This window comes from Streptococcus catagoni (assembly GCF_011421425.1).
In the GTDB taxonomy this organism is placed as follows: Bacteria; Bacillota; Bacilli; order Lactobacillales; family Streptococcaceae; genus Streptococcus; species Streptococcus catagoni.
This window is the reverse complement of sequence record NZ_WPCW01000007.1, coordinates 51,262-73,163: the sequence shown is the minus strand read 5'-3', so window position 1 is coordinate 73,163 and position 21,902 is coordinate 51,262. Positions and strand designations below refer to the sequence as shown.

22 protein-coding genes, 2 tRNA genes and 2 pseudogenes are annotated in these 21,902 nt (G+C 37.6%); 23 read left to right on the top strand and 3 right to left on the bottom strand.

Annotation, left to right across the window (positions count from 1 at the left end; genetic code table 11):
* Nucleotides 1–32 precede the first annotated feature (32 nt).
* Nucleotides 33–106 (top strand) — tRNA-Arg (locus tag HBN42_RS09925).
* A gap of 60 nt (nucleotides 107–166) precedes the next feature.
* On the opposite strand, the pseudogene HBN42_RS09920 reads toward HBN42_RS09925, so the two are convergent.
* A pseudogene (locus tag HBN42_RS09920) lies at nucleotides 167–1,186 on the bottom strand (aspartate kinase); the annotation flags it as partial.
* A 12-nt stretch (nucleotides 1,187–1,198) separates the two neighbouring features.
* A pseudogene (locus HBN42_RS10355) lies at nucleotides 1,199–1,423 on the bottom strand (aspartate kinase); the annotation flags it as partial.
* Between the two features lie 101 nt (nucleotides 1,424–1,524).
* On the opposite strand from HBN42_RS10355, the gene truA reads away from it, so the two are divergent.
* From truA to HBN42_RS09900, 4 genes are read left to right on the top strand one after another with little or no spacing between them, the layout of a single operon-like run.
* A complete protein-coding gene (gene truA, locus HBN42_RS09915) occupies nucleotides 1,525–2,274 on the top strand; it encodes a tRNA pseudouridine(38-40) synthase TruA (protein WP_165994863.1) in 750 nt (249 codons plus the stop codon).
* A complete protein-coding gene (locus HBN42_RS09910; protein ID WP_165994862.1) occupies nucleotides 2,264–3,016 on the top strand; it encodes a bifunctional hydroxymethylpyrimidine kinase/phosphomethylpyrimidine kinase in 753 nt (250 codons plus the stop codon). Before truA ends, HBN42_RS09910 begins: the two co-directional genes overlap by 11 nt.
* Nucleotides 3,013–3,486: an ECF transporter S component gene (locus HBN42_RS09905; RefSeq protein WP_165994861.1), complete on the top strand. Its 474-nt coding sequence runs from the start codon at nucleotides 3,013–3,015 to the stop codon at nucleotides 3,484–3,486. Before HBN42_RS09910 ends, HBN42_RS09905 begins: the two co-directional genes overlap by 4 nt.
* Nucleotides 3,487–3,490: 4 nt before the next feature.
* A complete protein-coding gene (locus HBN42_RS09900; protein WP_165994860.1) occupies nucleotides 3,491–4,054 on the top strand; it encodes a TIGR01440 family protein in 564 nt (187 codons plus the stop codon).
* Nucleotides 4,055–4,162: 108 nt separating this feature from the next.
* On the opposite strand, the gene HBN42_RS09895 is transcribed toward HBN42_RS09900, so the two are convergent.
* Nucleotides 4,163–5,005, bottom strand: coding sequence for a mechanosensitive ion channel family protein (locus tag HBN42_RS09895; protein WP_165994859.1), 843 nt, complete (start codon nucleotides 5,003–5,005; stop codon nucleotides 4,163–4,165).
* A gap of 155 nt (nucleotides 5,006–5,160) precedes the next feature.
* Between HBN42_RS09895 and tig the strand changes: the two genes are divergently transcribed.
* From tig to HBN42_RS09805, 18 genes are all read left to right on the top strand, one after another.
* Nucleotides 5,161–6,444 (top strand): trigger factor, encoded by a 1,284-nt coding sequence (tig, locus tag HBN42_RS09890; protein WP_165994858.1) that lies wholly within the window; start codon nucleotides 5,161–5,163, stop codon nucleotides 6,442–6,444.
* Between the two features lie 71 nt (nucleotides 6,445–6,515).
* Nucleotides 6,516–7,178, top strand: a complete 663-nt coding sequence (locus HBN42_RS09885; RefSeq protein ID WP_165994857.1) for an HAD family hydrolase — start codon at nucleotides 6,516–6,518, stop codon at nucleotides 7,176–7,178.
* Between the two features lie 88 nt (nucleotides 7,179–7,266).
* Nucleotides 7,267–7,836, top strand: coding sequence for a DNA-directed RNA polymerase subunit delta (gene rpoE / locus HBN42_RS09880; protein WP_165994856.1), 570 nt, complete (start codon nucleotides 7,267–7,269; stop codon nucleotides 7,834–7,836).
* Nucleotides 7,837–8,090: 254 nt separating this feature from the next.
* Nucleotides 8,091–9,698 carry a CTP synthase gene (locus HBN42_RS09875; RefSeq protein ID WP_165994855.1) on the top strand — a complete coding sequence of 536 codons (1,608 nt, stop codon included), beginning with the start codon at nucleotides 8,091–8,093 and terminating at the stop codon, nucleotides 9,696–9,698.
* A gap of 68 nt (nucleotides 9,699–9,766) precedes the next feature.
* On the top strand, nucleotides 9,767–11,524 hold the full coding sequence (locus HBN42_RS09870; RefSeq protein ID WP_165994854.1) for a sensor histidine kinase: 1,758 nt from the start codon (nucleotides 9,767–9,769) through the stop codon (nucleotides 11,522–11,524).
* Nucleotides 11,521–12,252: a LytR/AlgR family response regulator transcription factor gene (locus tag HBN42_RS09865; RefSeq protein ID WP_165994853.1), complete on the top strand. Its 732-nt coding sequence runs from the start codon at nucleotides 11,521–11,523 to the stop codon at nucleotides 12,250–12,252. Before HBN42_RS09870 ends, HBN42_RS09865 begins: the two co-directional genes overlap by 4 nt.
* Nucleotides 12,253–12,379: 127 nt before the next feature.
* Nucleotides 12,380–12,832 (top strand): antiholin-like murein hydrolase modulator LrgA, encoded by a 453-nt coding sequence (gene lrgA, locus HBN42_RS09860; protein ID WP_165994852.1) that lies wholly within the window; start codon nucleotides 12,380–12,382, stop codon nucleotides 12,830–12,832.
* A 17-nt stretch (nucleotides 12,833–12,849) separates the two neighbouring features.
* Complete coding sequence (gene lrgB, locus HBN42_RS09855; RefSeq protein ID WP_165994851.1) at nucleotides 12,850–13,557, top strand: antiholin-like protein LrgB; 708 nt, start codon at nucleotides 12,850–12,852, stop codon at nucleotides 13,555–13,557.
* A 324-nt stretch (nucleotides 13,558–13,881) separates the two neighbouring features.
* Nucleotides 13,882–14,808 carry an alpha/beta hydrolase gene (locus HBN42_RS09850; protein ID WP_165994850.1) on the top strand — a complete coding sequence of 309 codons (927 nt, stop codon included), beginning with the start codon at nucleotides 13,882–13,884 and terminating at the stop codon, nucleotides 14,806–14,808.
* Between the two features lie 53 nt (nucleotides 14,809–14,861).
* A tRNA-Leu gene (locus HBN42_RS09845) sits at nucleotides 14,862–14,947 on the top strand.
* A gap of 169 nt (nucleotides 14,948–15,116) precedes the next feature.
* Nucleotides 15,117–15,998, top strand: coding sequence for a class II fructose-bisphosphate aldolase (locus HBN42_RS09840; RefSeq protein WP_165994849.1), 882 nt, complete (start codon nucleotides 15,117–15,119; stop codon nucleotides 15,996–15,998).
* 264 nt (nucleotides 15,999–16,262) lie between these two features.
* Complete coding sequence (locus HBN42_RS09835; protein WP_165994848.1) at nucleotides 16,263–16,436, top strand: hypothetical protein; 174 nt, start codon at nucleotides 16,263–16,265, stop codon at nucleotides 16,434–16,436.
* The gene (locus tag HBN42_RS10350) at nucleotides 16,424–16,750 is read left to right on the top strand and encodes a pneumococcal-type histidine triad protein (RefSeq protein ID WP_413251935.1); all 327 of its coding nucleotides are present in this window, start codon (nucleotides 16,424–16,426) and stop codon (nucleotides 16,748–16,750) included. Before HBN42_RS09835 ends, HBN42_RS10350 begins: the two co-directional genes overlap by 13 nt.
* Nucleotides 16,751–16,806: 56 nt before the next feature.
* Nucleotides 16,807–17,145 (top strand): hypothetical protein, encoded by a 339-nt coding sequence (locus HBN42_RS09825; protein ID WP_235925372.1) that lies wholly within the window; start codon nucleotides 16,807–16,809, stop codon nucleotides 17,143–17,145.
* Nucleotides 17,146–17,210: 65 nt separating this feature from the next.
* Nucleotides 17,211–18,062 carry a hypothetical protein gene (locus tag HBN42_RS09820; RefSeq protein WP_165994847.1) on the top strand — a complete coding sequence of 284 codons (852 nt, stop codon included), beginning with the start codon at nucleotides 17,211–17,213 and terminating at the stop codon, nucleotides 18,060–18,062.
* A gap of 205 nt (nucleotides 18,063–18,267) precedes the next feature.
* Nucleotides 18,268–19,560: a GntP family permease gene (locus HBN42_RS09815; protein WP_165994846.1), complete on the top strand. Its 1,293-nt coding sequence runs from the start codon at nucleotides 18,268–18,270 to the stop codon at nucleotides 19,558–19,560.
* 21 nt (nucleotides 19,561–19,581) lie between these two features.
* Nucleotides 19,582–20,730, top strand: a complete 1,149-nt coding sequence (locus HBN42_RS09810; protein ID WP_165994845.1) for a glycerate kinase family protein — start codon at nucleotides 19,582–19,584, stop codon at nucleotides 20,728–20,730.
* 84 nt (nucleotides 20,731–20,814) lie between these two features.
* On the top strand, nucleotides 20,815–21,828 hold the full coding sequence (locus HBN42_RS09805; protein ID WP_165994844.1) for a CdaR family transcriptional regulator: 1,014 nt from the start codon (nucleotides 20,815–20,817) through the stop codon (nucleotides 21,826–21,828).
* Nucleotides 21,829–21,902 lie beyond the last annotated feature (74 nt).

The following is a 21,902-nucleotide window of genomic DNA, read 5'->3' as shown; positions in this document are numbered from 1 at the left end:
AAAGATGTAAGATAATTTTAGATATTTTAGTAGCACCCTTAGCTCAACTGGATAGAGTACCTGACTACGAATCAGGCGGTTAGAGGTTCGACTCCTCTAGGGTGCATATGATCTAAAGAGAATATGACAGATTTGTCATGTTCTTTTTGTTATTTCTAGTGTAATATTATTGAAAGAAAGCATTGTATAAATTTTTGATGGCTTTTGCTTCATCCTCTGATTTGACAACAAACATAACAGATACTTCCCTTGATCCCTGTGATATCATTGCCAGGTTGATATGGCTTTCTGAAAGAGCCTTGGTCGCAATTGATGTAACGCCGACATGACTTTTCATGTTCTCTCCAACTATCATAATGATAGAAAGATTTTGAGTTATCGATAATTCATCAACTTCTAGCTTATGAATCAAATAATTTTTTATTTCCTCTTCCTTTATTGGGGTTAATTCCTTTTTCTTATAACAATTGATAAGTCATCAATTCCAGTTGGCATATGTTCCCAACATATATTTAAATCTTCTAGAATTTGGAGAACTTTGCGTCCGACCCCAACCTCTCGGTTTATTAGATATTTGGATATGTTGATACTAACAAAATCATTATCACCTGATATACCTACAACTGGAGAGTATTTATCTTCACATCTGATTACAATTCTTGTACCTGGATGATCAGGGTTATTCGTGTTTTTAATGATTAAAGGGATTTTACCGCGATAAGCTGGGATCAGTGCCTTGTCATGAATGACTGAAAATCCAGTATAAGCCAGTTCTCTCATTTCCTTATAAGTTAATTCTTTAATGAAATGGGGTTGCTTAATGACTCTGGGATGAGCTGCATAGATGCCATCTACGTCTGTAAAGTTTTCATAAAGGTCTGCATCAAGTCCAGCTGCTATCAGTGACCCTGTAATATCAGACCCTCCCCTTGAAAAAGTACATATCTTATTATCAATTGTTACCCCGAAAAGCCTGGAATAACTAGGACACCCTCATGGTTTTGAAGTTCTTCCATCTTATCATAACTTGAAGGAAGAATCCAAGCATTCTGAGGTTCACTGCTCACTATTAAACCAGCTGTTTGTGGGTGAATGTAGTTGACTTTGACTTCGTTTTTCTTTAAAATTCTGTAAGGATTTTAGCGTTGCTATTTTCACCTGCTGCTAAAAAGCTATCAAACAAGTAAGGGTTCTTGGAACGATTGATTATCCACTCTTGTGACGGACCAATATCTGAGAGGTTGACGTAAGCTTCATAGTAATCAATCAGGGCGTCTGTAACCTCAATATCATTAGGATATCTTTTGCCTGGGGCTGAAACGATAATAAATTTTCTTTCACTGTCAGATTTAATAATTGTCAGTACTTTTTGCAATTGCTCTGCAGAAGAAAAAGAGCTTCCACAAAATTTTGTTACTTTCATCTTTTTTAAAAAAGGAAAGGGAGAATGAAGATGGTTTTTGTATGGGGACAGATGGAGTAAAAATTTTTTTCTTGAGAGATAAGAAATGTTAGAATATTGTTATGGTTAGATATAAGGCAGTAATTTCCTATGACGGTAGCTCGTTTTCAGGCTTTCAAAGACAAAGCCGTGCAAGAACAGTACAAGAGGAAATTGAAAAAACACTTTTTAAAATTACAAATGGTCAAGAAGTTAGGATCCACGGTGCTGGTAGAACAGATGCTGGAGTCCATGCTTATGGGCAGGTTATTCATTTTGACTTAGGACATGAAAGAGAAAAAGAGAAATTACGGTTTGCTCTTGATACTCAGACACCAGAGGATATTGATTTTATTTCTCTTGAAAAGGTCAGTGAAGATTTTCATGCTAGATATAATAAACATAGCAAAACTTATGAATTTCTAGTAGATATTGGAAGACCTAAAAATCCTATGATGCGGCAGTTTGCAACCCATTACCCCTATCCCTTAGATATAGAGCTGATAGAAAGAGCTATCAAGGATTTAGTTGGAGAACATGATTTTACAGGTTTTACCGCAGCAGGTACAAACGTTCAAAATAAGGTTCGAACTATTACAGCAGCTGACGTAAGATACGACAAGGAACGTCAGTTTCTCATTTTTACCTTTTCTGGTAATGGTTTTTTATATAAACAAGTTCGTAATATGGTAGGAACTCTTTTAAAGATTGGTAATGGAAGGTTTCCAGTATCCCAGATTCAAAAGGTTTTGTTGGAAAAGGATAGACAATTAGCGGGTCCAACCCCTGCAGGGAATGGTTTATATTTGAAGGAGATTATTTATGAAGAATAATATTCTCACGATTGCTGGCAGCGATATTCTAAGTGGTGGTGGTTTTCAAGCGGATTTAGCCACAATCAATACCCTAGGGGATTTTGCTTTTTTAGCACAAAGCTGTTTAACTAGCGTTGATCAGCTAGGTTTTTCCATTTATCCTACTCCAGCTGACATTTTCACAAAACAGCTAAATTCTTTAGGACATGTTGATTTCTCAACAGTCAAAATTGGTTTATTGCCAACAGAGGAAATTTGTAAGATAACAAAGGATTTCCTTTTGAAAGGGCAATACAAACATGTTGTTTTAGACCCTGTCTTAATTTTCAAAGAAAATAAGGATGGGCAAGTGGTAGCATTAAGGAGTCAATTAATTGATTTATTTCCATTAGCAACGATCATTATGCCAAATCTCCGCGAAGCAGAATTGCTTGCATCTATGGAAATAAGGGATAAAGAGGACATGAAAAATGCAGCCTTGAAATTACATCAATTAGGTGCCAAAACTGTTCTTATAAAAGGTGGAAGTCGCTTTGTAAAAAATCAAGCTATTGATTTATTTTTTGACGGTAGTCATTTCCAATTTATGGAGAGGGGATTGCTTGATAAAAATAATAATGGTGCCGGTTGTACCTTTGCGACGGCTATTGCTGTTTATTTATCACAAGGTAAAACACTTAGGGCAGCTGTTGAAAATGCCAAAGATTTTGTTTACCAAGCCATTAAAAATTCTAATGAATACGGGGTGACTGTACATTGAAAGGATTTACAACAAAAGATTTAACCTTACTATCAATTTTAACAGCTTTAACCATTATTTTAGGGAAATTTGTCAGCATTGGAACACCAACTGGTTTTTTAACATTACTTGATGTCGGTGTTTATTTTACATCCTTTTATTTTGGAAAAAAAGAAGCCATGGTAGTTGGTGGACTTTCAGGTTTTCTCATTGACTTATTATCAGGTTATCCTAACTGGATGTTTTTCAGTTTACTTGCTCATGGGGCCCAAGGCTACTTTGCAGGTCTAGAAAAGGAGAAAAGAGCTGTAGGCTTAGTAACTGCCTCCTTTGTAATGGTTGGAATTTATTTCTTTGTTTCCATTCCAATGTATGGTCTGGGTGCAGCTCTAGCTGGAATTCTGGGGAATCTTATTCAGAATCTTCTAGGAATGCTTGTAGGTTATCTTGTATATTTAGCAATGTCAAAAACGATAAGAAAACAAGGATAAGATGATGGATTTAAAACTTTTGGAAGAACAGACATCAGCAATACTTAGGGATATTTTAGATAGAAGTGCTATCCAAGAAGGACAAATCTTTGTATTAGGTTTGTCATCTAGTGAAGTTATCGGTGGGAGAATTGGTAAAAATTCAAGTCTGGAAATTGGCCAGATCATTGTTAGGGTCATACTTGAAGAGCTTTCAAATCGAGGCATCTATTTAGCTGTTCAAGGTTGTGAGCATATTAATCGAGCTTTGGTTGTGGAAAAGAAAATTGCTCTACAAAAAGATCTAGAAATCGTCAATGTTCTTCCCACCCTTCATGCTGGTGGAAGTGGTCAATTGGCAGCTTTTAAATTGATGAAAGAGCCTGTCGAAGTTGAAGAAATTGTGGCTCATGCGGGAATTGATATCGGAGATACCTCAATTGGGATGCATATTAAGAGGGTGCAAATCCCACTAGTTCCTGTAGCAAGAGAACTAGGAAGTGCACATGTCACAGCATTAGCTAGTCGTCCTAAATTAATTGGTGGGGCTCGTGCAGCCTATCAAGCGGATGCTATTCGTAAAAACTAAGAATAAAAGTTAGAAAAAAGCCCTATGGCTTCATACTCCTAGCCTGGACAGAAAACATCCAACCTAAGGAACCAGGGAAGCTCACTATGGGCTTTTTGCAGAGAAATCTTATTTTACAGGTGTTTGATAGGGCATGTTTGTTGGCAATGAAATGCCTTCTTTAAGAAGTGCCTCTTGATATAATTTGTAAAAGGTATGGTAAATAAAAAATTGTTGTCCGTTCTCAGTAAAGATTGTAACCCGGAAAGAGAACAGTCCATTAGGGGTTATTTGTGGGCCAAGAATGGTAGGTTTATCTATAATTTGAGGATAATGCTCAATTTCACGTTCATTAACGGCACTGATAATGGTAGTTACTTTTTCTAAGTCGACGCTTGAGAATAAGGGGATTTCTATTAGTGCCCGCATGTTTCCACGGGATTTATTACTAACCACTAGGATGCTTCTATTGGGGATGAAATGAAGGGTTCCATCAAAGCCTCGGACCTGAGTTGTCCTAATTCCAACATTGGAAATAGTTCCATCAATTCCAGCTAGAGAGACGGTATCGCCTACTTCGAATTGATTTTCAAAAAGGATAAAAAATCCGTTAACAACGTCTGAAAGAAAGCCTTGTGCCCCCAGACCAACGGCAATACCAGCAATTCCTGCACCAGCTAGTAAACTTGAAACGGGAATGTCTAAGAGGCTTAACACCCAGTAAATTAAGAGGAAGTAAAGTATGTAATTGATTAAATTGTGAATTAATCGAACCAGGGTTTGTTTGCGTGATTCAGTTTGTTTTGAAAAAGTGAAGGACTTTGTCACCGTTTTTTCAAAAATATGGTTGACTACTTGTTTTAAAATCATGAAAAAAATAATGAGTAAAACAAGAGATATTAATTTTGCAAAAATGGTGGATAGGACTTCCTCAATCTGAATATGGTCCAAATATTTTATGATAAATGACATGAGACTTCCTTTCTGTAATTGTTAGTTTAACAAAAATTTTTCGAAAAAGGAAATGGGGTTCACAAAGCTTTCTTTAATACACAAAAAACTTTAAAAAGGCTATGAAATATGATAGAATGAACTGTATCTAAATTATTTTAAGGAGAAATGACTTAATGTCTACATCATTTGAAAAAAAAGCTACCAACCGTGGCCTTATTACAATTACAATAGATCAAGAAACAATCAAACCTGCTCTTGATCAAGCATTTAAGAAAATTAAAAAGGATATCAATGCACCAGGTTTCCGTAAGGGTCATATCCCTCGTCCTATTTTCAATCAAAAATATGGTGAAGAAGTTCTTTATGAAGATGCCTTGAATATCGTTTTACCAGATGCTTATGAAGCTGCAGTAAGAGAATTAGAACTTGATGTTGTTGCTCAACCTAAAATTGATGTTGTTTCAATGGAAAAAGGTAAAGCTTGGGAAATTTCTGCTGAAGTTGTAACTAAGCCAGAAGTAAAACTTGGTGACTACAAAGATTTAACAGTTGAAGTTGAAGCTTCAAAAGAAGTTACTGATGAAGAAGTTGACGAAAAGATTGAACGTGAACGTAAGAACCTAGCAGAACTTGTTGTTAAAGAAGACGCTGCTGTTAAAGGTGATACTGTAGTTATTGACTTCCTTGGTTCTGTAGACGGCGTTGAATTTGATGGTGGTAAGGGCGATAACTTTTCTCTTGAACTAGGTTCAGGACAATTTATCCCTGGCTTTGAAGACCAATTAGTTGGAGCTAAAGCTGGTGAAACTATAGATGTTAATGTTACTTTCCCAGAAAACTATCAAGCAGAAGATCTTGCTGGTAAGGACGCTAAATTTGTAACAACTGTACATGAAGTTAAAGCAAAAGAGGTTCCAGAACTTGATGACGAATTAGCTAAAGATATTGATGAAGAAGTTGAAACTCTTGATGAATTAAAAGCTAAATACCGTAAAGAATTAGAAGCAGCAAAAGAAATTGCATATGACGATGCTGTAGAAGGCGCTGCAATTGAATTAGCAGTTGAGAATGCTGAAATTGTTGAATTGCCAGAAGAAATGGTTCATGACGAAGTTCACCGTTCAATGAAAGAATTCATGGGCAATATGCAACGTCAAGGTATCTCACCAGAAATGTACTACCAATTAACTGGTACTAGTGAAGAAGATCTTCATAAACAATATGAAGCAGAAGCTGACAAACGTGTTAAAACAAATCTTGTTATCGAAGCTATTGCTAAGAAAGAAGGATTTGAAGCTTCAGACGAAGAAATTGAAGCTGAAATTAATGAACTTGCAGGTGAATATAACATGCCAGTTGAACAAGTTCGTTCACTTCTATCAGCAGATATGTTAAAACATGATATTGCAATGAAAAAAGCAGTTGAAGTGATCACAGAATCAGCTAAAGTAAAATAATTAAGGAAAAGAAAGCTGAAAGTTGATTCTCAGTTTTCTTTTTTCTATAGAGCTTCCAAGGGGGAGAGATGATGTTAAAGGCAATTATATTTGATATGGATGGTGTCATTACTGATACAGAATACCTAGACTACCAATTGCAAAGAGATTTCATAAAGTCTATTGCATCAGAAAATTATCAGCTAAGAGAAGAAGATTTTCTAAGCCTGGTTGGACTTTCTGGTGATGATTTACTAAGACGTATAAAAAGTCTAAGTGGGACTAGCTTAAGTTTAGAAGAAATCGACCTGTCTTTAGAAAGGCTTTCAGATCAAGAGTACAATGAAGAAAGAATAGCTCCTCTTTTTCGCAAGGACATTTTAGACATACTTGATTTTGCCATAGAAAATAAGATTAAACTAGCCGTGGTTTCTTCAAGTGCCATGAAAAGGATAAGGTTTGTACTTGAAAGCTGCGGCATCCTCTCCTATTTTAATGTTATCGTAAGTGGTGAGGCATTTGAAAAGAGTAAACCGGATCCCCAGATTTACAAGCATAGTCTATCAGAACTAGCAGTCAAAGCCAGTCAGGTTTTGGTAGTTGAAGACTCCTCAGCAGGTATTGCTGCCGCAAAAGGGGCCGGTTTAAAGGTTATTGCCTATGAAGAAAATAGGATGCGGATTGATCAAGGTCAAGCAGATTATATTCTTAAAGATATGAAAGAAATCATGGAAAAAATAAGAGAATTGGTCTAAGACTGGAAGAAATTTGCTGATAAAAGCTTTGACGAATCTATAAAATTAGCGTAGAATAGATAGGAATGATAAAATAAGGAGAATTGCCTTGAAATTAGACATATTTGCGGGACAAGAAAAAAGCGAACTTTCTATGATAGAAGTTGCACGTGCCATTTTAGAAGAACGTGGACGCGATAACGGGATGTATTTTAGTGACCTTGTAAATGATATTCAAACTTACCTAGGTAAATCAGATGCTGATATCCGTCAGTCTCTACCATTTTTCTACACTGACTTAAATACAGATGGAAGTTTTATTCCTTTGGGTGAAAACAAATGGGGTCTACGTTCTTGGTATGCCATTGATGAAATTGACGAAGAAATTATCACCTTAGAAGATGAAGAAGATGGGGCACCAAAACGTAAGAAAAAACGTGTTAACGCCTTTATGGATGGTGATGAAGACGCAATTGATTATAGAGACGATGATCCTGAAGATGAAGATTTCACTGAAGAACATGAAGAAGTGGAATATGATGAAGAAGATCCTGAAGATGAAAAATCTGAAGTGGAATCATATGACTCTGAGCTAAATGAAATCATTCCTGAAGATGATATTGAAGAAGTTGAAATCAACGAAGACGAAGAAGAGGATGAGGATGAAGAAGAGGAATAGAAATAGAATCATTTTCTTCTGATTAATCTTGCCTGAATATTTGACAAAGCCTTCAATATAGTTTATATTATTATTCGGGCACCTCTTTAAGAGGGCAGAATGCAGCTCCCTATTTATAGGGGGCTATTTTTGTTTTTAAAAGGCATTTAGCAACATATTGAGGCTTAAAAGCTAAGTATGTTGACAAACCCAATATTGTTTCATTTGGTTTACTAGTTTTTTGAGAACTAGGATTTTTAAGTAGAGGAGCTTTAATGACTAAGTATATTTTTGTAACTGGTGGTGTGGTATCATCAATTGGTAAAGGGATTGTAGCAGCAAGTTTGGGTAGATTATTAAAAAATAGAGGGTTGAAGGTTACCATCCAAAAATTTGATCCCTATATTAATATTGACCCTGGGACAATGAGTCCTTATCAGCACGGTGAAGTCTATGTTACAGATGACGGTGCTGAAACGGATCTTGACTTAGGCCACTATGAGCGTTTTATTGACATTAACTTAAATAAATATTCTAATGTCACAACAGGAAAAATTTATAGTGAAGTCCTTAAAAAAGAACGTAGAGGAGCTTTTTTGGGTGCCACAGTCCAAGTTATCCCCCATATAACAGACGCACTAAAGGAAAAGATTAGACGGGCAGCAACAACGACAGATTCTGACGTTATCATTACTGAAGTTGGTGGGACAGTAGGAGATATTGAGAGCCTACCCTTTTTAGAAGCTCTTCGTCAGATGAAAAGCGATGTAGGTTCTGACAATGTTATGTATATCCATACTACCTTGCTACCTTATTTGAAAGCTGCTGGAGAAATGAAAACCAAGCCTACCCAACACTCTGTAAAGGAACTTAGAGGTCTAGGAATCCAACCTAACATGCTTGTGATTCGCACAGAACAAGCTGTCGAACAAGGTATTAGAAATAAGTTGGCACAATTTTGTGATGTTCGTCCAGAAGCGGTTATTGAATCCCGAGATGTGGAGCATCTTTATCAAATTCCTCTTAATTTACAAGCACAAGGCATGGACCAAATTGTCTGTGACCACTTAAAGCTAGATGTTCCTCAGGCTGACATGACTGACTGGTCACAAATGGTCGATAAGGTCATGAATCTGAAGAAAACAACAAAGATTGCCCTTGTAGGTAAATATGTTGAACTGCCAGATGCTTATTTATCTGTCGTTGAAGCCCTAAAACATTCTGGTTATGTTAATGATACAGCTATTGATTTGAGATGGGTTAATGCTAATGATTTGAATTCAGAAAATGTTGAATCAATCCTAGCTGATGCGGACGGTATCATCGTGCCAGGTGGTTTTGGAGAACGTGGTACAGAAGGAAAAATACAGGCGATAAAGTATGCGCGTGAGAAAGACATTCCAATGTTAGGAATTTGCCTTGGTATGCAGCTAACCTGTGTGGAGTTTGCCCGTCACGTCTTACATTTGGAAGGTGCTAATTCTGCAGAATTAAACCCAGATACCCAATACCCTATTATTGATATCATGCGTGATCAAATTGATATTGAAGATATGGGTGGTACCCTACGTCTAGGACTTTACCCATGTAAACTAAAAGACGGATCAAGAGCGGCTGCAGCCTACCATAATCAAGAAGTTATTCAGGCTCGCCATAGACACCGTTATGAGTTCAACACTGCCTTTCGTCAACAATTTGAAGAAGCTGGATTTGTCTTTTCAGGAGTGTCTCCAGATAACAGATTAATGGAAGTTGTTGAATTAACAGACAAGAAATTCTTTGTAGCAGCTCAATACCATCCAGAATTGCAAAGTAGACCAAACCGTCCTGAGGGACTCTATACTGCCTTTATTAAAGCAGCAGTAGAAAATACAGCCAAGTAACTTTCAAGGGGGAAGATCTCTTTTACGCCCTATTAAAAGTGCTAACCAAGACCAAAAGAGGTTGTTAGATGATTACATTATTATTACCCCTCCTTGAAAGGGTAGGATTAATTATTTTGTTGGCTAATTTATTAATGATTAGTCCATTTTACAAAAGGATGATGTACAAAAGGGATTCTGTTAAGGTAAGGTGGGTCCTTATCATGACCTTTAGCCTTTTTGCCATTATCAGTAATTTTACTGGTGTTGTTGTCTCAGCCCCCTTTGAAATTGACAATGGCAGTTTGGTCAATCTTTCTGCCCATACTTCAATTGCCAACACAAGAGCCTTGACCATTGGAATGTCAGGCTTGATTGGAGGTCCCTTTGTCGGTTTCTTTGTTGGTTTGATTTCTGGGACAGTTAGGTGGCTTCAGGGTGGAGGTACTCCCTATACTTACTTTGTATCCTCCTTGTTGATTGGTATATTATCAGGTTTTGTCGGTCAGCTTAGTCTTCAGAAAAAACGTTACCCAACAGTTTTACAAGGAAGCCTTTGTGGGGCCTTGATGGAAATTGTTCAGATGATTTGCATCTTTACCTTCTTACCTGATAAGAAACAAGCCTTTGACTTGATTCAAACCATAGCTGTTCCTATGGTATTGGTCAATGCATTGGGTACGGGTATCTTTTTATCAATCATCCTGGGAACTTTGCGTCAGGAAGAAAGTATGAAGGCTATTCAGACCCATGATGTTTTAGCCTTGGCCAACACGACTCTTCCTTATTTTCGTCAGGGCTTGACACCAGAATCAGCAGAAAAAGCCGCCAAGGTCATTAAAAAATATATGCGGGTGTCTGCTGTTAGTGTGACCAATAAGTCATCCATTCTAGCCCATGTGGGAGCTGCCAGTGATCACCATATTCCTACCAAAAAAATCATTACAGACTTGTCTAAGGAAGTGATTGAAACGGGAGAAATTCATGTGGTTAGAAGTCGCGAAGCTATCGGCTGTCACTATCCTAATTGTCCCCTAGAGGCTGCTATTGTTGTGCCGCTCTATGTCAAAAAGCAGGTTGCTGGAACCTTTAAGCTATACTTTACGGATGCTGACAGTTTAACCTATGTAGAAGAACAACTGGCAAAAGGCTTGGGCGATATTTTTTCTTCCCAACTAGAGCTTGGTCAGATGGCTCTAGAGCAGGGGCTCTTGAAAGATGCAGAAATAAAATCATTGCAGGCTCAGGTTAACCCACATTTTCTATTCAATGCCATTAATACCATTTCGGCTTTGATGCGCATAGATAGTGAAAAAGCCCGTCATCTGCTTTTGCAATTGGGAAATTATTTTCGCTCCAACTTAAATAGCACTAGACATAATTTAATAAGAGTTGAAGAAGAGATAAATCATATCAATGCTTATCTGACTATTGAGCAGGCTCGTTTTCCAGATCGTTTTAAGATCCTTATGGATATCCCAGAGGAGTTGAACAAGGCTTATATCCCTCCATTTGTCATTCAGATCTTAGTGGAGAATGCCTTGAAGCACGCCTTTACTGGACGTAAAAAAGATAATCAGGTTTTAGTAAGGATTAGTTCGGATAAATCTTTCCTCCATTTGATGGTTAAAGATAATGGGCAGGGAATTTCAAAAGAATTGGTTCATAGACTAGGGAAGGAAGTTGTGCCCTCTCAGAAGGGAACGGGTTCTGCTCTAGAGAATTTAAACCGTCGTTTAACAAGTCTTTATGGGGATAAGGCCCAGCTCAAAGTAACTTCTTCAAGTGCTGGCTCTCTTTTTGAACTCGAATTGCCCTTAAAAGAAAATGAAGGAGCTTACAAATGAAAGTAGCAATTATAGATGACGAGCCTCTGGCAAGAATGGAGCTGAATTATCTGCTCCAACAAACAAGTGAAGTTGAGGCTATTTTTGAAGGTGAATCCGTTGATGATGCCTTTCAGATTATTCTAACCCACCAGCCAGACCTGCTCTTTTTAGATATTCATTTAACAGATGAGAGCGGCTTAGACCTAGCTAAAAGGCTGTCTAAGATTCCTCAACCGCCTTTAATAATATTTGCTACTGCCTATGATAATCATGCCGTTGAAGCCTTTGAAGTCAATGCCTTGGATTATATCTTAAAGCCTTTTGAAGAAAGGCGCATTCAGATGGCTATTCAAAAAGCACAAAAGGCACTGGAAAGTAAAAAGGCTAAGACCTATGAAAAGCCTAGATCTGATAGGCCAGCAGAGCGGCTAACTATTGAAACAGATGAGCGGATTTACCTGATCGCTTTTACGGATATTCTTTATTGTGAGGTCCAGGGTAAGTTAACCACCCTATACACTAAAAAGGGAGATTATACCAGTCATACCAGCCTATCCTCTATAGAAAAATCCTTAAATTCAGAACGCTTTATCAAAGTGCATCGGGCTTATATTATTAATCAAGAAGAAATCAAGGAAATTCAACCTTGGTTCAACCAGACCTATCAGCTAACCATGTCTAATGGTGGTAAAGTCCCTGTTAGTAGAAGCTTTCTAAAGAATTTTAAAGAAAGACTTGGTTTATAAAATGCATTCTAAGTAGGAAAGCATGCATTTCATACCAGATAGAAAGCGTTTTACTCCAAAAAGAGCCATTTAGGCTCTTTTTTGTCTATAATGAAGGCATAAATCAAAGGGAAAAGGAGTAACCATTATGAAAAAAACTTACTCAACCATGTATCAAAGTGTTCTGATTGGAATCATTGTTTTAATCTCCAAGATAATTGAATCTGTTCTACCATTTGCCATGCCAGCCTCTGTCATTGGACTTGTCTTAATGTTTTTAGCCCTCAGCTTCAATATTATAAAATTAGAACAGGTGGAAAAGGTGGGTGATAAATTAGTAGATAGTATTGGTCTCTTCTTTGTTCCAGCTGGAGTTTCTGTCATCAATTCTTTTGGCTTACTCAAGTCACATTTTGTCCTAGATATTTTGTTAATTTTTATATCAACCATTATTCTTTTAGTGGGTACAGGATGGATGACACAATTAGTAATGCAAGTGGACTTCAAAGCCATCTTTAAATCAGGCCATACTTTAATAAATTCTAGAGATAAAAAAGCTGTTAGCAAAAAAGTGGCCTCTGGCCAAGCCTATGCCAAATAAAGAAAGGGGGAAAGAAAATGGATACAGTCATCAATTTATTGAAAGTGTCACCAATTTTTGGAGTTTTACTGTCAGTTGGAGCATTTTTCATAGGTCAAATCTTATTTAAAAAGTCCAATGGTTTCTTCCTTTTTGCTCCGCTATTTGTTGCCATGGTCTTAGGTATTGCGACACTGAAGGCAACAGGGATTAGTTTTGCTCAGTATAATAAAGGTGGACAGATTATTAGTTTCTTTCTAGAACCAGCAACTATTTGCTTTGCTATTCCTCTTTATCGAAAAAAAGAAGTTCTTAAGGAATATTGGTTACAGATTGTAGCAGGTATTTCATTAGGAAGTATTGTTGCTGTCTATGGTATTTATTTTATCTCTGCCATGCTTCATTTGGGCAAAGTGGTAACAGCTTCAATGTTACCTCAGGCCGCAACAACTGCCATAGCTATGCCAACCTCTCTGGCTATTGGTGGATCTGCTGAATTAACATCCTTAGCTTGTATTTTGAATGGTGTTATTATTTATGCCCTTGCCAAGCCGCTGATCAATTTATTTAAAATAGATAATCCTATTGCTAGAGGCTTAGCCTTAGGAACTGCAGGGCACGCTTTGGGTGTTTCAGCCTCTAAGGAATTTGGTCAGGTTGAAGAGTCAATGGCCTCAATTGCCCTAGTTATTGTCGGTGTTATTGTTACAGTCATTGTGCCACTGCTAAGTAGTGTACTTCTTTAAAATGAACTCATGAGCATTATTTTAAAACCTAGACCAATAAGCTAAGAAGCTCTGCAGGCTACCAATAGATTTCCTATTTCTGCGAACGATAGCGAGCTTATTAAGGTTACATCCACCGTTCTGAAAATGTCTAAAATACCTTTAATAGTAACATTTTAGACACGGGAACTTGCCAGACCTTAGACTCGAAAGTTAGGTATGGAATTCTGAAAGAAATCGCTATCGTCCGACAGCACCTAAGGAAGGTAGCAAAAAATGACTTTTTTCAAACTGAGAAAGCAAATTAGCTTTCTTTTTTTCTTATTTTTGTGTAAACTATATAGTATGAAAATAGTTCGTTTATCAAAGTATCTTGTAATCTTTATGCTTTTTTTAACTGTTTTGACAGTTGGAGCAAGTTTTTATTTTTTCCATGTAGCACAGGTTAGAGAAGAAAAAACCTTTATTAATAATAGCCAAAGAAAGCCAGATAATCCTTTATATCAGTTAGATAGGGATTTTGATCAGCTCTCTGTAGAAAAAAGACAGATTGTAAATAGAGGCTACAAGCAAGTAGCTTGGTTTTTGCCTGCAAAAAAGAAAACCAATAAAACAGCCATAGTGGTTCATGGTTTTGCCAATGCCAAGGAAAATATGAAACCATATGCTATGCTTTATTATAATCTGGGTTATAATGTCTTAATGCCAGATAATGAAGCACATGGTCAAAGTCAGGGAAATCTTATTGGCTATGGTTGGAATGATAAGGATAATCTTCTTGCTTGGACGCAATTAATGATTAAGGAAAATGCAGAGTCTCAAATTTCATGGTTCGGCTTGTCCATGGGGGCGGCCACTGTAATGATGGCCAGTGGTGAAAATGTGCCTAGCCAAGTCAAAACAATCATTGAAGATTGCGGCTACAGTAGCCTTTGGGATGAATTAGCATACCAAGCAAAGGCCATGTATAATTTACCGGCCTTTCCAATCTTATATGAGGTGTCTCTAATCTCAAAGATTAGAGCAGGATTTACTTATGGCGAGGCCGATTCACTCAAACAATTGAAAAAGAACAAGGTGCCTATATTATTTATTCATGGGGATAAGGATGATTTTGTGCCTACAAAAATGGTTTATCAAAATTACAAGGCAACCTCAGCTAAGAAAGACCTACTCATTGTTAAGGGGGCTAAGCACGCACGATCTTATCAAAGCAATAAAACCATGTATGAAAAGAAAGTCAAGGAATTTTTGGAAAAATATTCTGACTAAGTATTGACAGCAACAGTCATTGTTGATATAATACATGATGTTGCTGGTAAGCAGCGGGGATGGCGGAATTGGCAGACGCGCAGGACTAAGGATCCTGTGACCGCTTTAGGTCGTGAGGGTTCAAGTCCCTCTCTCCGCATGGTAAGGACGAATCTTGGATTCGTTCTTTTTCTTCTTTTCATCTTCCTAATTGCTTTCTAGGGAAAACGCTTTATCCTTCCCAGGTACTAGAATTTTTCTGTCAATTGTGCTAAAATGTACTTTGTAAACGGGTAAAAAGACCCGAAAAATAAGAGGAGGCCTAACAAATGGCAATCGTTTCAGCAGAAAAATTTGTACAAGCAGCTCGTGAAAACGGCTACGCTGTTGGTGGTTTTAACACTAACAACTTAGAATGGACTCAAGCTATCTTGCGTGCAGCAGAAAGCAAAAAAGCTCCAGTTCTTATCCAAACTTCAATGGGTGCTGCGAAATACATGGGTGGTTACAAAGTATGTCAATCACTTATTTCTAACCTTGTAGAATCAATGGGTATTACTGTTCCTGTAGCTATTCACCTTGACCATGGTCATTATGAAGATGCATTGGAATGTATCGAAGTTGGTTACTCTTCAATCATGTTTGACGGTTCTCATCTTCCAGTTGAAGAAAACCTTGCTAAAACTAAAGAAGTTGTAGAATTAGCACATGCTAAAGGTGTTTCTGTAGAAGCTGAAGTAGGAACTATCGGTGGTGAAGAAGATGGTATCATCGGTAAAGGTGAATTAGCTCCTATCGAAGATGCAAAAGCAATGGTTGCTACTGGAATTGACTTCCTTGCTGCTGGAATTGGTAATATCCATGGTCCATACCCAGAAAACTGGGAAGGTCTTGCTCTTGACCACTTAGAAAAATTAGCAGCAGCTGTTCCAGGTTTCCCTATCGTATTACACGGTGGTTCAGGTATTCCTGATGACCAAATCAAAGCAGCTATCAAACTTGGTGTTGCTAAAATTAACGTTAACACTGAAAGCCAAATTGCTTTCACTGAAGCAACTCGTGAATTTGCTCGTAACTACGAAGCAAACGAAGCAGAGTACACAGCTAAAAAATTATTTGACCCACGTAAATTCTTGGCTCCAGGTATGAAAGCTGTTCAAGCTGCAGTTGAAGAACGTATCGACGTATTTGGTTCAGCTAACAAAGCTTAATTCAAGTAAAAGATTATAAAATATAGGGCTATCCAAAAGGATAAGCCTTTTTGAATGCATTTTTTCTTAAAAAGCACTCACAGGCCTTGCTGGTAGAAGTAGAAGGTAGAGATGATCCTAAGGACTCATTTCATCAGAATATGTGCTATTAAAAATTTCAACTTTTAAAAATCAATGACTCCAGATGACGTTGACTATTTACAGACCCAATGACATACTTAACTGATAAACTATTTTGATATTATACTAAAGGAGTTATATTAAATGAGGCGTCGACATCGTATCTTATATTTAGCAGGAATCATCTTAGTCTGTCAATTATCATTGTCAGCTTGCCATTCTCAATCAAAGGTTAAAAAGAGTTCAGACCAAAAACAGCATCAAAGTTCAAAGAAGACAAAAGCTAAAAAGGCAAAAAAGCAGGTTTGGCAGGAATAGATAGGCCAACAGATGATGGTTATGTTTTTAATCCAAAAGATATCGTTGCTAGTGATGCCAGTGGTTACGTGGTTCGCCATGGGGACCATTACCATTATATTCTTAAGGCAGGTTATGAAACTGTGGCAAATAGAGGCCAATCTGTCTTATGGACTTCAGCTACTCACAGTAATCAAGGATATGCGCCTAATCCTCTAATTGGTCTTGCAAGATCAACTAATAACAGGCAAATTCTCCACAAAAGACCAAGCAATTTCCTGGAATTCACACTAAAACAGATGATGGATTCTTATTTGATGGAAGGAACATTATAGCTGCTACTGAACTAGGACTGCTTGTTGCTCATAATAGAAATCATAAAGATATTCATGTGCTCCCTTATTATCAGCTAGTGAATAGCAAATGGGAAAAACTGATCCCTGCCAATCACTTGGAGAATGCAAGAGCCAGCTATCATTCACAAGATGGTGGCCGCCCTAAGAAGGAACATACACAGCTTGAAGACGAGAACCTGAAGCTTGATCCACTCCTAGCCCAAAAATTGAATGATAAATTAGCCCTTATTATGAAAGAATATGGCTTAAGACGTGGACAGATTACAGTTGATATTAAACATAATGCCGTCACTTATCCACATGAGAATCACTTCCATGCTGAGCCAATTGATGAGAAAAAGCCATTCAGCGGAGGGCGTAATCACTGTAATTAATGAAATATTCAACCCAGAAGATGGTGTAAAAAAAAGTTGGAAATAAGGTCTTCACAGGATAGGAATTGCAAGATGCCATAAAACACTTAAGATTAAGCACCTTCAACAACCATGAACATACCTTAGATCATGGACAAAAACATGTTGGCTTTGTTTTTTCACCTGGTATTGAAAAAGATCTGGGAATGAACATGCGCATACAACTGAAAACACCAGATGGACAAAAATTTGAAAAATTGTCTGGACTTGTTTATGGAGATGGTATTGGGAATATTGCCAATTTTGAGTTGACTAAGCTTTATAAATCTGGTGACCAATTTGAAGTGACTGTCTCATCTAAGGATTATCCAGAAGTTAGCTTTACCACTACTTTTAAAATCAATAGCTCCTTGGCCTATGAAATGGCAAGACATGCTAAATTCCAACCTTTTTATGCAGGGGATAAGACTGTCAAACTAGAAGCTGGTTATGCTATAAGAGAAAACATAGACACACTGGTCAGAATTTTTGATGATTTCCATGGTAGGCCTTACTTAGAAAGAAATTACAAAAAAGGATGGATTGAGCTAGCTATCCCAGTGGATAAATTAGCAGCTAGTGGGGTTGTAGGTGGTGTCATTCCAGTTACCTTTATGGCAAATCCTTATGAATACAATGAAAGCTATTTCTTGGTTGATATTCCAATATTAGACAAAAAGGATAAAAAGTTTGACAAGAAAAATCCAAAAGAGCAGACTGACACAGACCAAAATAAAGAGACCAAAACGGTTGATGACTATCCAGAAGTTCCACCATTAACTGAAGATCAAGGCCAACTAGCTCATTCAGCAGGAGATAAACTTGAAGCCTTGTTTATTAGAGAAACAGGAAAATATGGGCTAGGTTTAGATAGTTTAATCTTTCCCTTTGACAAATGAAAGACCACACAAATAGTGACATATGTGATTGATTTCCTATTTTTTCAAGGACTCACTCTTTGGGGTGAGTCTTTTCTTTCTTCTTTTTAGAAATAGCAGAGCTTGAATCTTTGTGCAAATCCCCAAGCAATTCTGTTAAATTTACAATGTTAAAAATAAGGGACTTTGATAAAATGAAAACGTAAACAATTTAAGGAGATAAAGAATGCCTAATATTACAATACCGTGGTTTGCCGCAATTTTAGGATTAGTTGTGGCTATTCTATTGATTTTGAAGAAATTTAATCCTGTCTATTCCTTGTTTTTTGGTGCCATTGTCGGTTGTCTAGTAGGAGGAGCTTCTTTAGCTGAAACTGTAACCGTTCTCATAACTGGAACCCAAAGTATCATTGGAACAGCCGTCAGAGTTCTTGCTGCCGGCATGCTGGCTGGTGTGATGATGGAATCAGGAGCTGCAGAATCTATTGCCAATGCTATCGTCAACAAACTTGGTGAAAAACAAGCTATTTTTTCATTGGCTCTGTCAACAATGGTGATTACAGCCGTAGGCGTTTTTATTCCTGTTGCTGTATTGATCGTTGCTCCTATTGCCCTATCTGTCGGAAAAAGTACTGGAATCAGTAAACTGTCCTTGTTAGTGGCTCTGTCTGGTGGAGGAAAAGCAGGAAATATCATTTCCCCTAATCCTAATACCATAGCAGCCGCAAATGGCTTTGAGCTACCCTTAAGCAAGGTTATGATTGCAGGTTTTATCCCAGCTATTTTTGGCCTTCTTACTGCTGTTATAGTGGCCAATCTCTTAAAAAATAAGGGTTCACTGGTTAGGGATGCTGATATCACAGAGGATAAGACTAAAGAACTTCTACCATTGAGAAAAGCATTGATTGCGCCAGTTTTGGCCATCGTTCTCTTACTTTTAAATCCAATTGGTGCTCTCTTAAACATTTCTTTGATTAAAAATCTTAATATTGATGCCATGTATATCTTGCCATTTGCTTCCATTGTCGGAACAATTGCCATTGGCCAAAGAAAGCAGTTAGCCTTTTATTCCACTTCTGGCTTAAAAAGAGTCACAGATACTGTTCTCATACTTATTGGAGCTGGTGCCATTGCAGGTTTGATCTCTATTTCTGACTTGTCCAAACAGATTGTAGACTTGATTGCTGTCATGGGAATTTCTGGAACTTTCCTGGCTCCTATATCTTCTATCTTGATGGGCTTAGCAGTAGGTTCAACCTCTACTGCAGTTATCTTAGCAACTGGATCGTTTGGACCAGCAATCTTAAATGTAGGCATTTCTCCCTTATCTGCCTCAGTGATGGTTCACGCTGGTGCTACTGTAATTGATAGTGTTCCTCAAGGAAACTATTTCCATATCACTGCGCAAAGTATGAATATGTCTATCAAAGAACGTATCAAGGTTATACCTTATGAAATGTGTGTAGGTGGTGTCATGACCATTGTTGCCACAATCTTGTATGGATTTATCTTAAAATAAATGGAAAGTAGACAAGAAGAAATGAGAAAAAAATTTGTTCTGGCACCGGATTCCTTTAAGGAAAGTATGGGGGCTAAAGAAGCTTGTAATGCTATGGAAAAGGGAATATTGTCTGTTTTTAAAGATGCCGAAATCACACAGGTACCAATGGCTGATGGAGGTGAAGGTACTGTTGATGCTTTAATTGATGCTACAGGCGGACAAAAAGTATGTCTAACAGTTGCAGGTCCTCTACCTGGACAAAAGGTTGAAACTTATTACGGACTTCTAGGTGATCACAAAACAGTTGTTATCGAGATGGCTAAGGCCAATGGCATTGAGCTTGTAGCAGTTGATCAACGCAATCCCTTAATAACATCTACTTATGGTACAGGGGAAATGATCAAGCATGCACTAGATCATGGGGCACGAAAAATTATCATTGGGATCGGCGGTAGCGTGACAAATGATGGTGGTGCCGGCATGGCTCAAGCACTGGGTGCCTGCTTACGTAATCACAATGGTGAAGAAATAGGAGCAGGAGGAGGAGCCTTAGGCGAACTGGCTAGTATTGACCTAAGCAACTTTGACCAAAGGATCCTTGATAGGGAGATCGTGGTTGCCTGTGACGTCAACAATCCTCTAACAGGACCTAGTGGGGCTTCCTATGTTTTTGGACCGCAAAAGGGTGCCACAAAAGAAATGGTTGTTCAGCTAGATAAAAACTTAGCCCATTATGCTGAGATCATCAGAAAAGATTTACAGATGGACATAGAGAACTACCCAGGTGCGGGAGCAGCTGGTGGCTTAGGGGCAGGCTTGTTAGCCTTTACTAAGGCCAAATTAAGATCAGGTATTGATATTGTAGTTGAAGTCAATCAGTTAGAAGAAAAAATTAAAGAAGCAGACTATGTTTTTACTGGTGAAGGTGGTATGGACTTTCAAACCAAATTTGGTAAGGTTCCTTACGGTGTTTCCCAGCTAGCTAAAAAGTATGAAAAACCAGTTTTTGCCTGTGCAGGCTATATCGGAGAAGATGTTGAGGTTCTCTATGAAGAAGGCATCACAGCAATTTTTGGTATACTTGCAAAGGCGGAGCCTTTAGAAGCAGCTTTGGAAAAAGGTTCTTATAATCTCCAAAGAACCGTTGAAAACATTGCTAGAGTCTTAAAGATTTCCTCTTGTGACTAAGTAGAAGTGATGGTATCATAGACATATAATCTTAAGGTTGCCTAGTATCTTATAGGCTACCTTTTTTTAGAAAGCAAAGCTAAAATGCTCAAACTAGATAAGAATCAAGCAAAGAAGATTGTTCAAAAGCTAATGGCTGATATTCCTTATAATATCAATATAATGGATGAAACTGGCAAAATTATTGCTAGTGGAGATTCAGACCGCATTGGTGAGCGCCATAGAGGAGCGGAAAGAGCTATCTGTGAGCGAAAAAATATTGAAATCTATAAGGACACCTCTTTAGAGAAAAAGGGTACCAATGAACCCATCATCATAGATGGCCAAGTTTTGGGAGTGGTTGGTATTTCTGGAGACCCAGAAGAAGTTTGTAAATTCACAAAGCTCGTTCGTTCAATTGTCATCTTACAGACAGAAGAGTTGAACCGACATCAAGAACGGGAAAAGAAAAAGAAGCAAAAGCGACAATTCATTCAACATCTTATGCAAGTTGATGCCCCTTATTCAGAATCTATCAAACTTGAAGCTCTGGAGTTATATTCCATAGATTTAGATAAACCAAAAGGATGTATACTAAGTAAAGAAAAAGACCTGCTAAGAGCACTCTATCCAGAGCAGGAAATTTTTGAATGGGAAAATTTTTATTTTGTTCTTAGTACGGATTTCCCAACCCTAGACTCTCAGATCAGTGATTACTTGGTTACTAGCACTGAGCAAAGAAATATTAAGGATATGATTACAGAGGCCTACCATACTTATCAGCTTCTGTCCTTTCTGCAGATAAAGACAAACACAGTCTTTGATGCCAAGGATTTTTTCCTTAAGGGAATTTTTAATTTTCCTACCAAGGTAGAAGCTTCTTTTTTACAGGTTATCCAAAATATTTATGAAGAATACTATGAAACGGTCATTGTATTTGCCAATCATAATTTGAATATAAATGATAGCTCAAAGGCACTCCACATTCATCGTAATACCCTGGATTATCGTTTAAAACGAATCTATGAATTGACTGGTGTTGATCCTAAGGTTTGGCAGGACTTTTGGAAGCTCTTTTATTACTTCGCCTATTGCTATAAAGAACGCTTTGATAGTTAAAAAAGTTTTTGCATTGGCTTTGTTCTACTCCTTTTCTTGGGTGGTAGAGCTGAAAACTACCTCCTAATGGCATT

What these genes read in the sequence shown, in the direction of transcription:
- HBN42_RS09900 (WP_165994860.1), top strand. Translation starts at nt 3,491, where the DNA reads ATGGATTTAAAACTTTTGGAAGAACAGACATCAGCAATACTTAGGGAT.
- HBN42_RS09835 (WP_165994848.1), top strand. Translation starts at nt 16,263, where the DNA reads ATGAGGCGTCGACATCGTATCTTATATTTAGCAGGAATCATCTTAGTC.
- HBN42_RS09870 (WP_165994854.1), top strand. Translation starts at nt 9,767, where the DNA reads ATGATTACATTATTATTACCCCTCCTTGAAAGGGTAGGATTAATTATT.
- truA (WP_165994863.1), top strand. Translation starts at nt 1,525, where the DNA reads ATGGTTAGATATAAGGCAGTAATTTCCTATGACGGTAGCTCGTTTTCA.
- HBN42_RS09875 (WP_165994855.1), top strand. Translation starts at nt 8,091, where the DNA reads ATGACTAAGTATATTTTTGTAACTGGTGGTGTGGTATCATCAATTGGT.
- HBN42_RS09815 (WP_165994846.1), top strand. Translation starts at nt 18,268, where the DNA reads ATGCCTAATATTACAATACCGTGGTTTGCCGCAATTTTAGGATTAGTT.
- HBN42_RS09865 (WP_165994853.1), top strand. Translation starts at nt 11,521, where the DNA reads ATGAAAGTAGCAATTATAGATGACGAGCCTCTGGCAAGAATGGAGCTG.
- lrgB (WP_165994851.1), top strand. Translation starts at nt 12,850, where the DNA reads ATGGATACAGTCATCAATTTATTGAAAGTGTCACCAATTTTTGGAGTT.
- HBN42_RS09885 (WP_165994857.1), top strand. Translation starts at nt 6,516, where the DNA reads ATGTTAAAGGCAATTATATTTGATATGGATGGTGTCATTACTGATACA.
- lrgA (WP_165994852.1), top strand. Translation starts at nt 12,380, where the DNA reads ATGAAAAAAACTTACTCAACCATGTATCAAAGTGTTCTGATTGGAATC.
- HBN42_RS09805 (WP_165994844.1), top strand. Translation starts at nt 20,815, where the DNA reads ATGCTCAAACTAGATAAGAATCAAGCAAAGAAGATTGTTCAAAAGCTA.
- HBN42_RS09910 (WP_165994862.1), top strand. Translation starts at nt 2,264, where the DNA reads ATGAAGAATAATATTCTCACGATTGCTGGCAGCGATATTCTAAGTGGT.
- HBN42_RS09810 (WP_165994845.1), top strand. Translation starts at nt 19,582, where the DNA reads ATGAGAAAAAAATTTGTTCTGGCACCGGATTCCTTTAAGGAAAGTATG.
- HBN42_RS09850 (WP_165994850.1), top strand. Translation starts at nt 13,882, where the DNA reads ATGAAAATAGTTCGTTTATCAAAGTATCTTGTAATCTTTATGCTTTTT.
- HBN42_RS09840 (WP_165994849.1), top strand. Translation starts at nt 15,117, where the DNA reads ATGGCAATCGTTTCAGCAGAAAAATTTGTACAAGCAGCTCGTGAAAAC.
- HBN42_RS09895 (WP_165994859.1), bottom strand. Translation starts at nt 5,005, where the DNA reads ATGTCATTTATCATAAAATATTTGGACCATATTCAGATTGAGGAAGTC.
- tig (WP_165994858.1), top strand. Translation starts at nt 5,161, where the DNA reads ATGTCTACATCATTTGAAAAAAAAGCTACCAACCGTGGCCTTATTACA.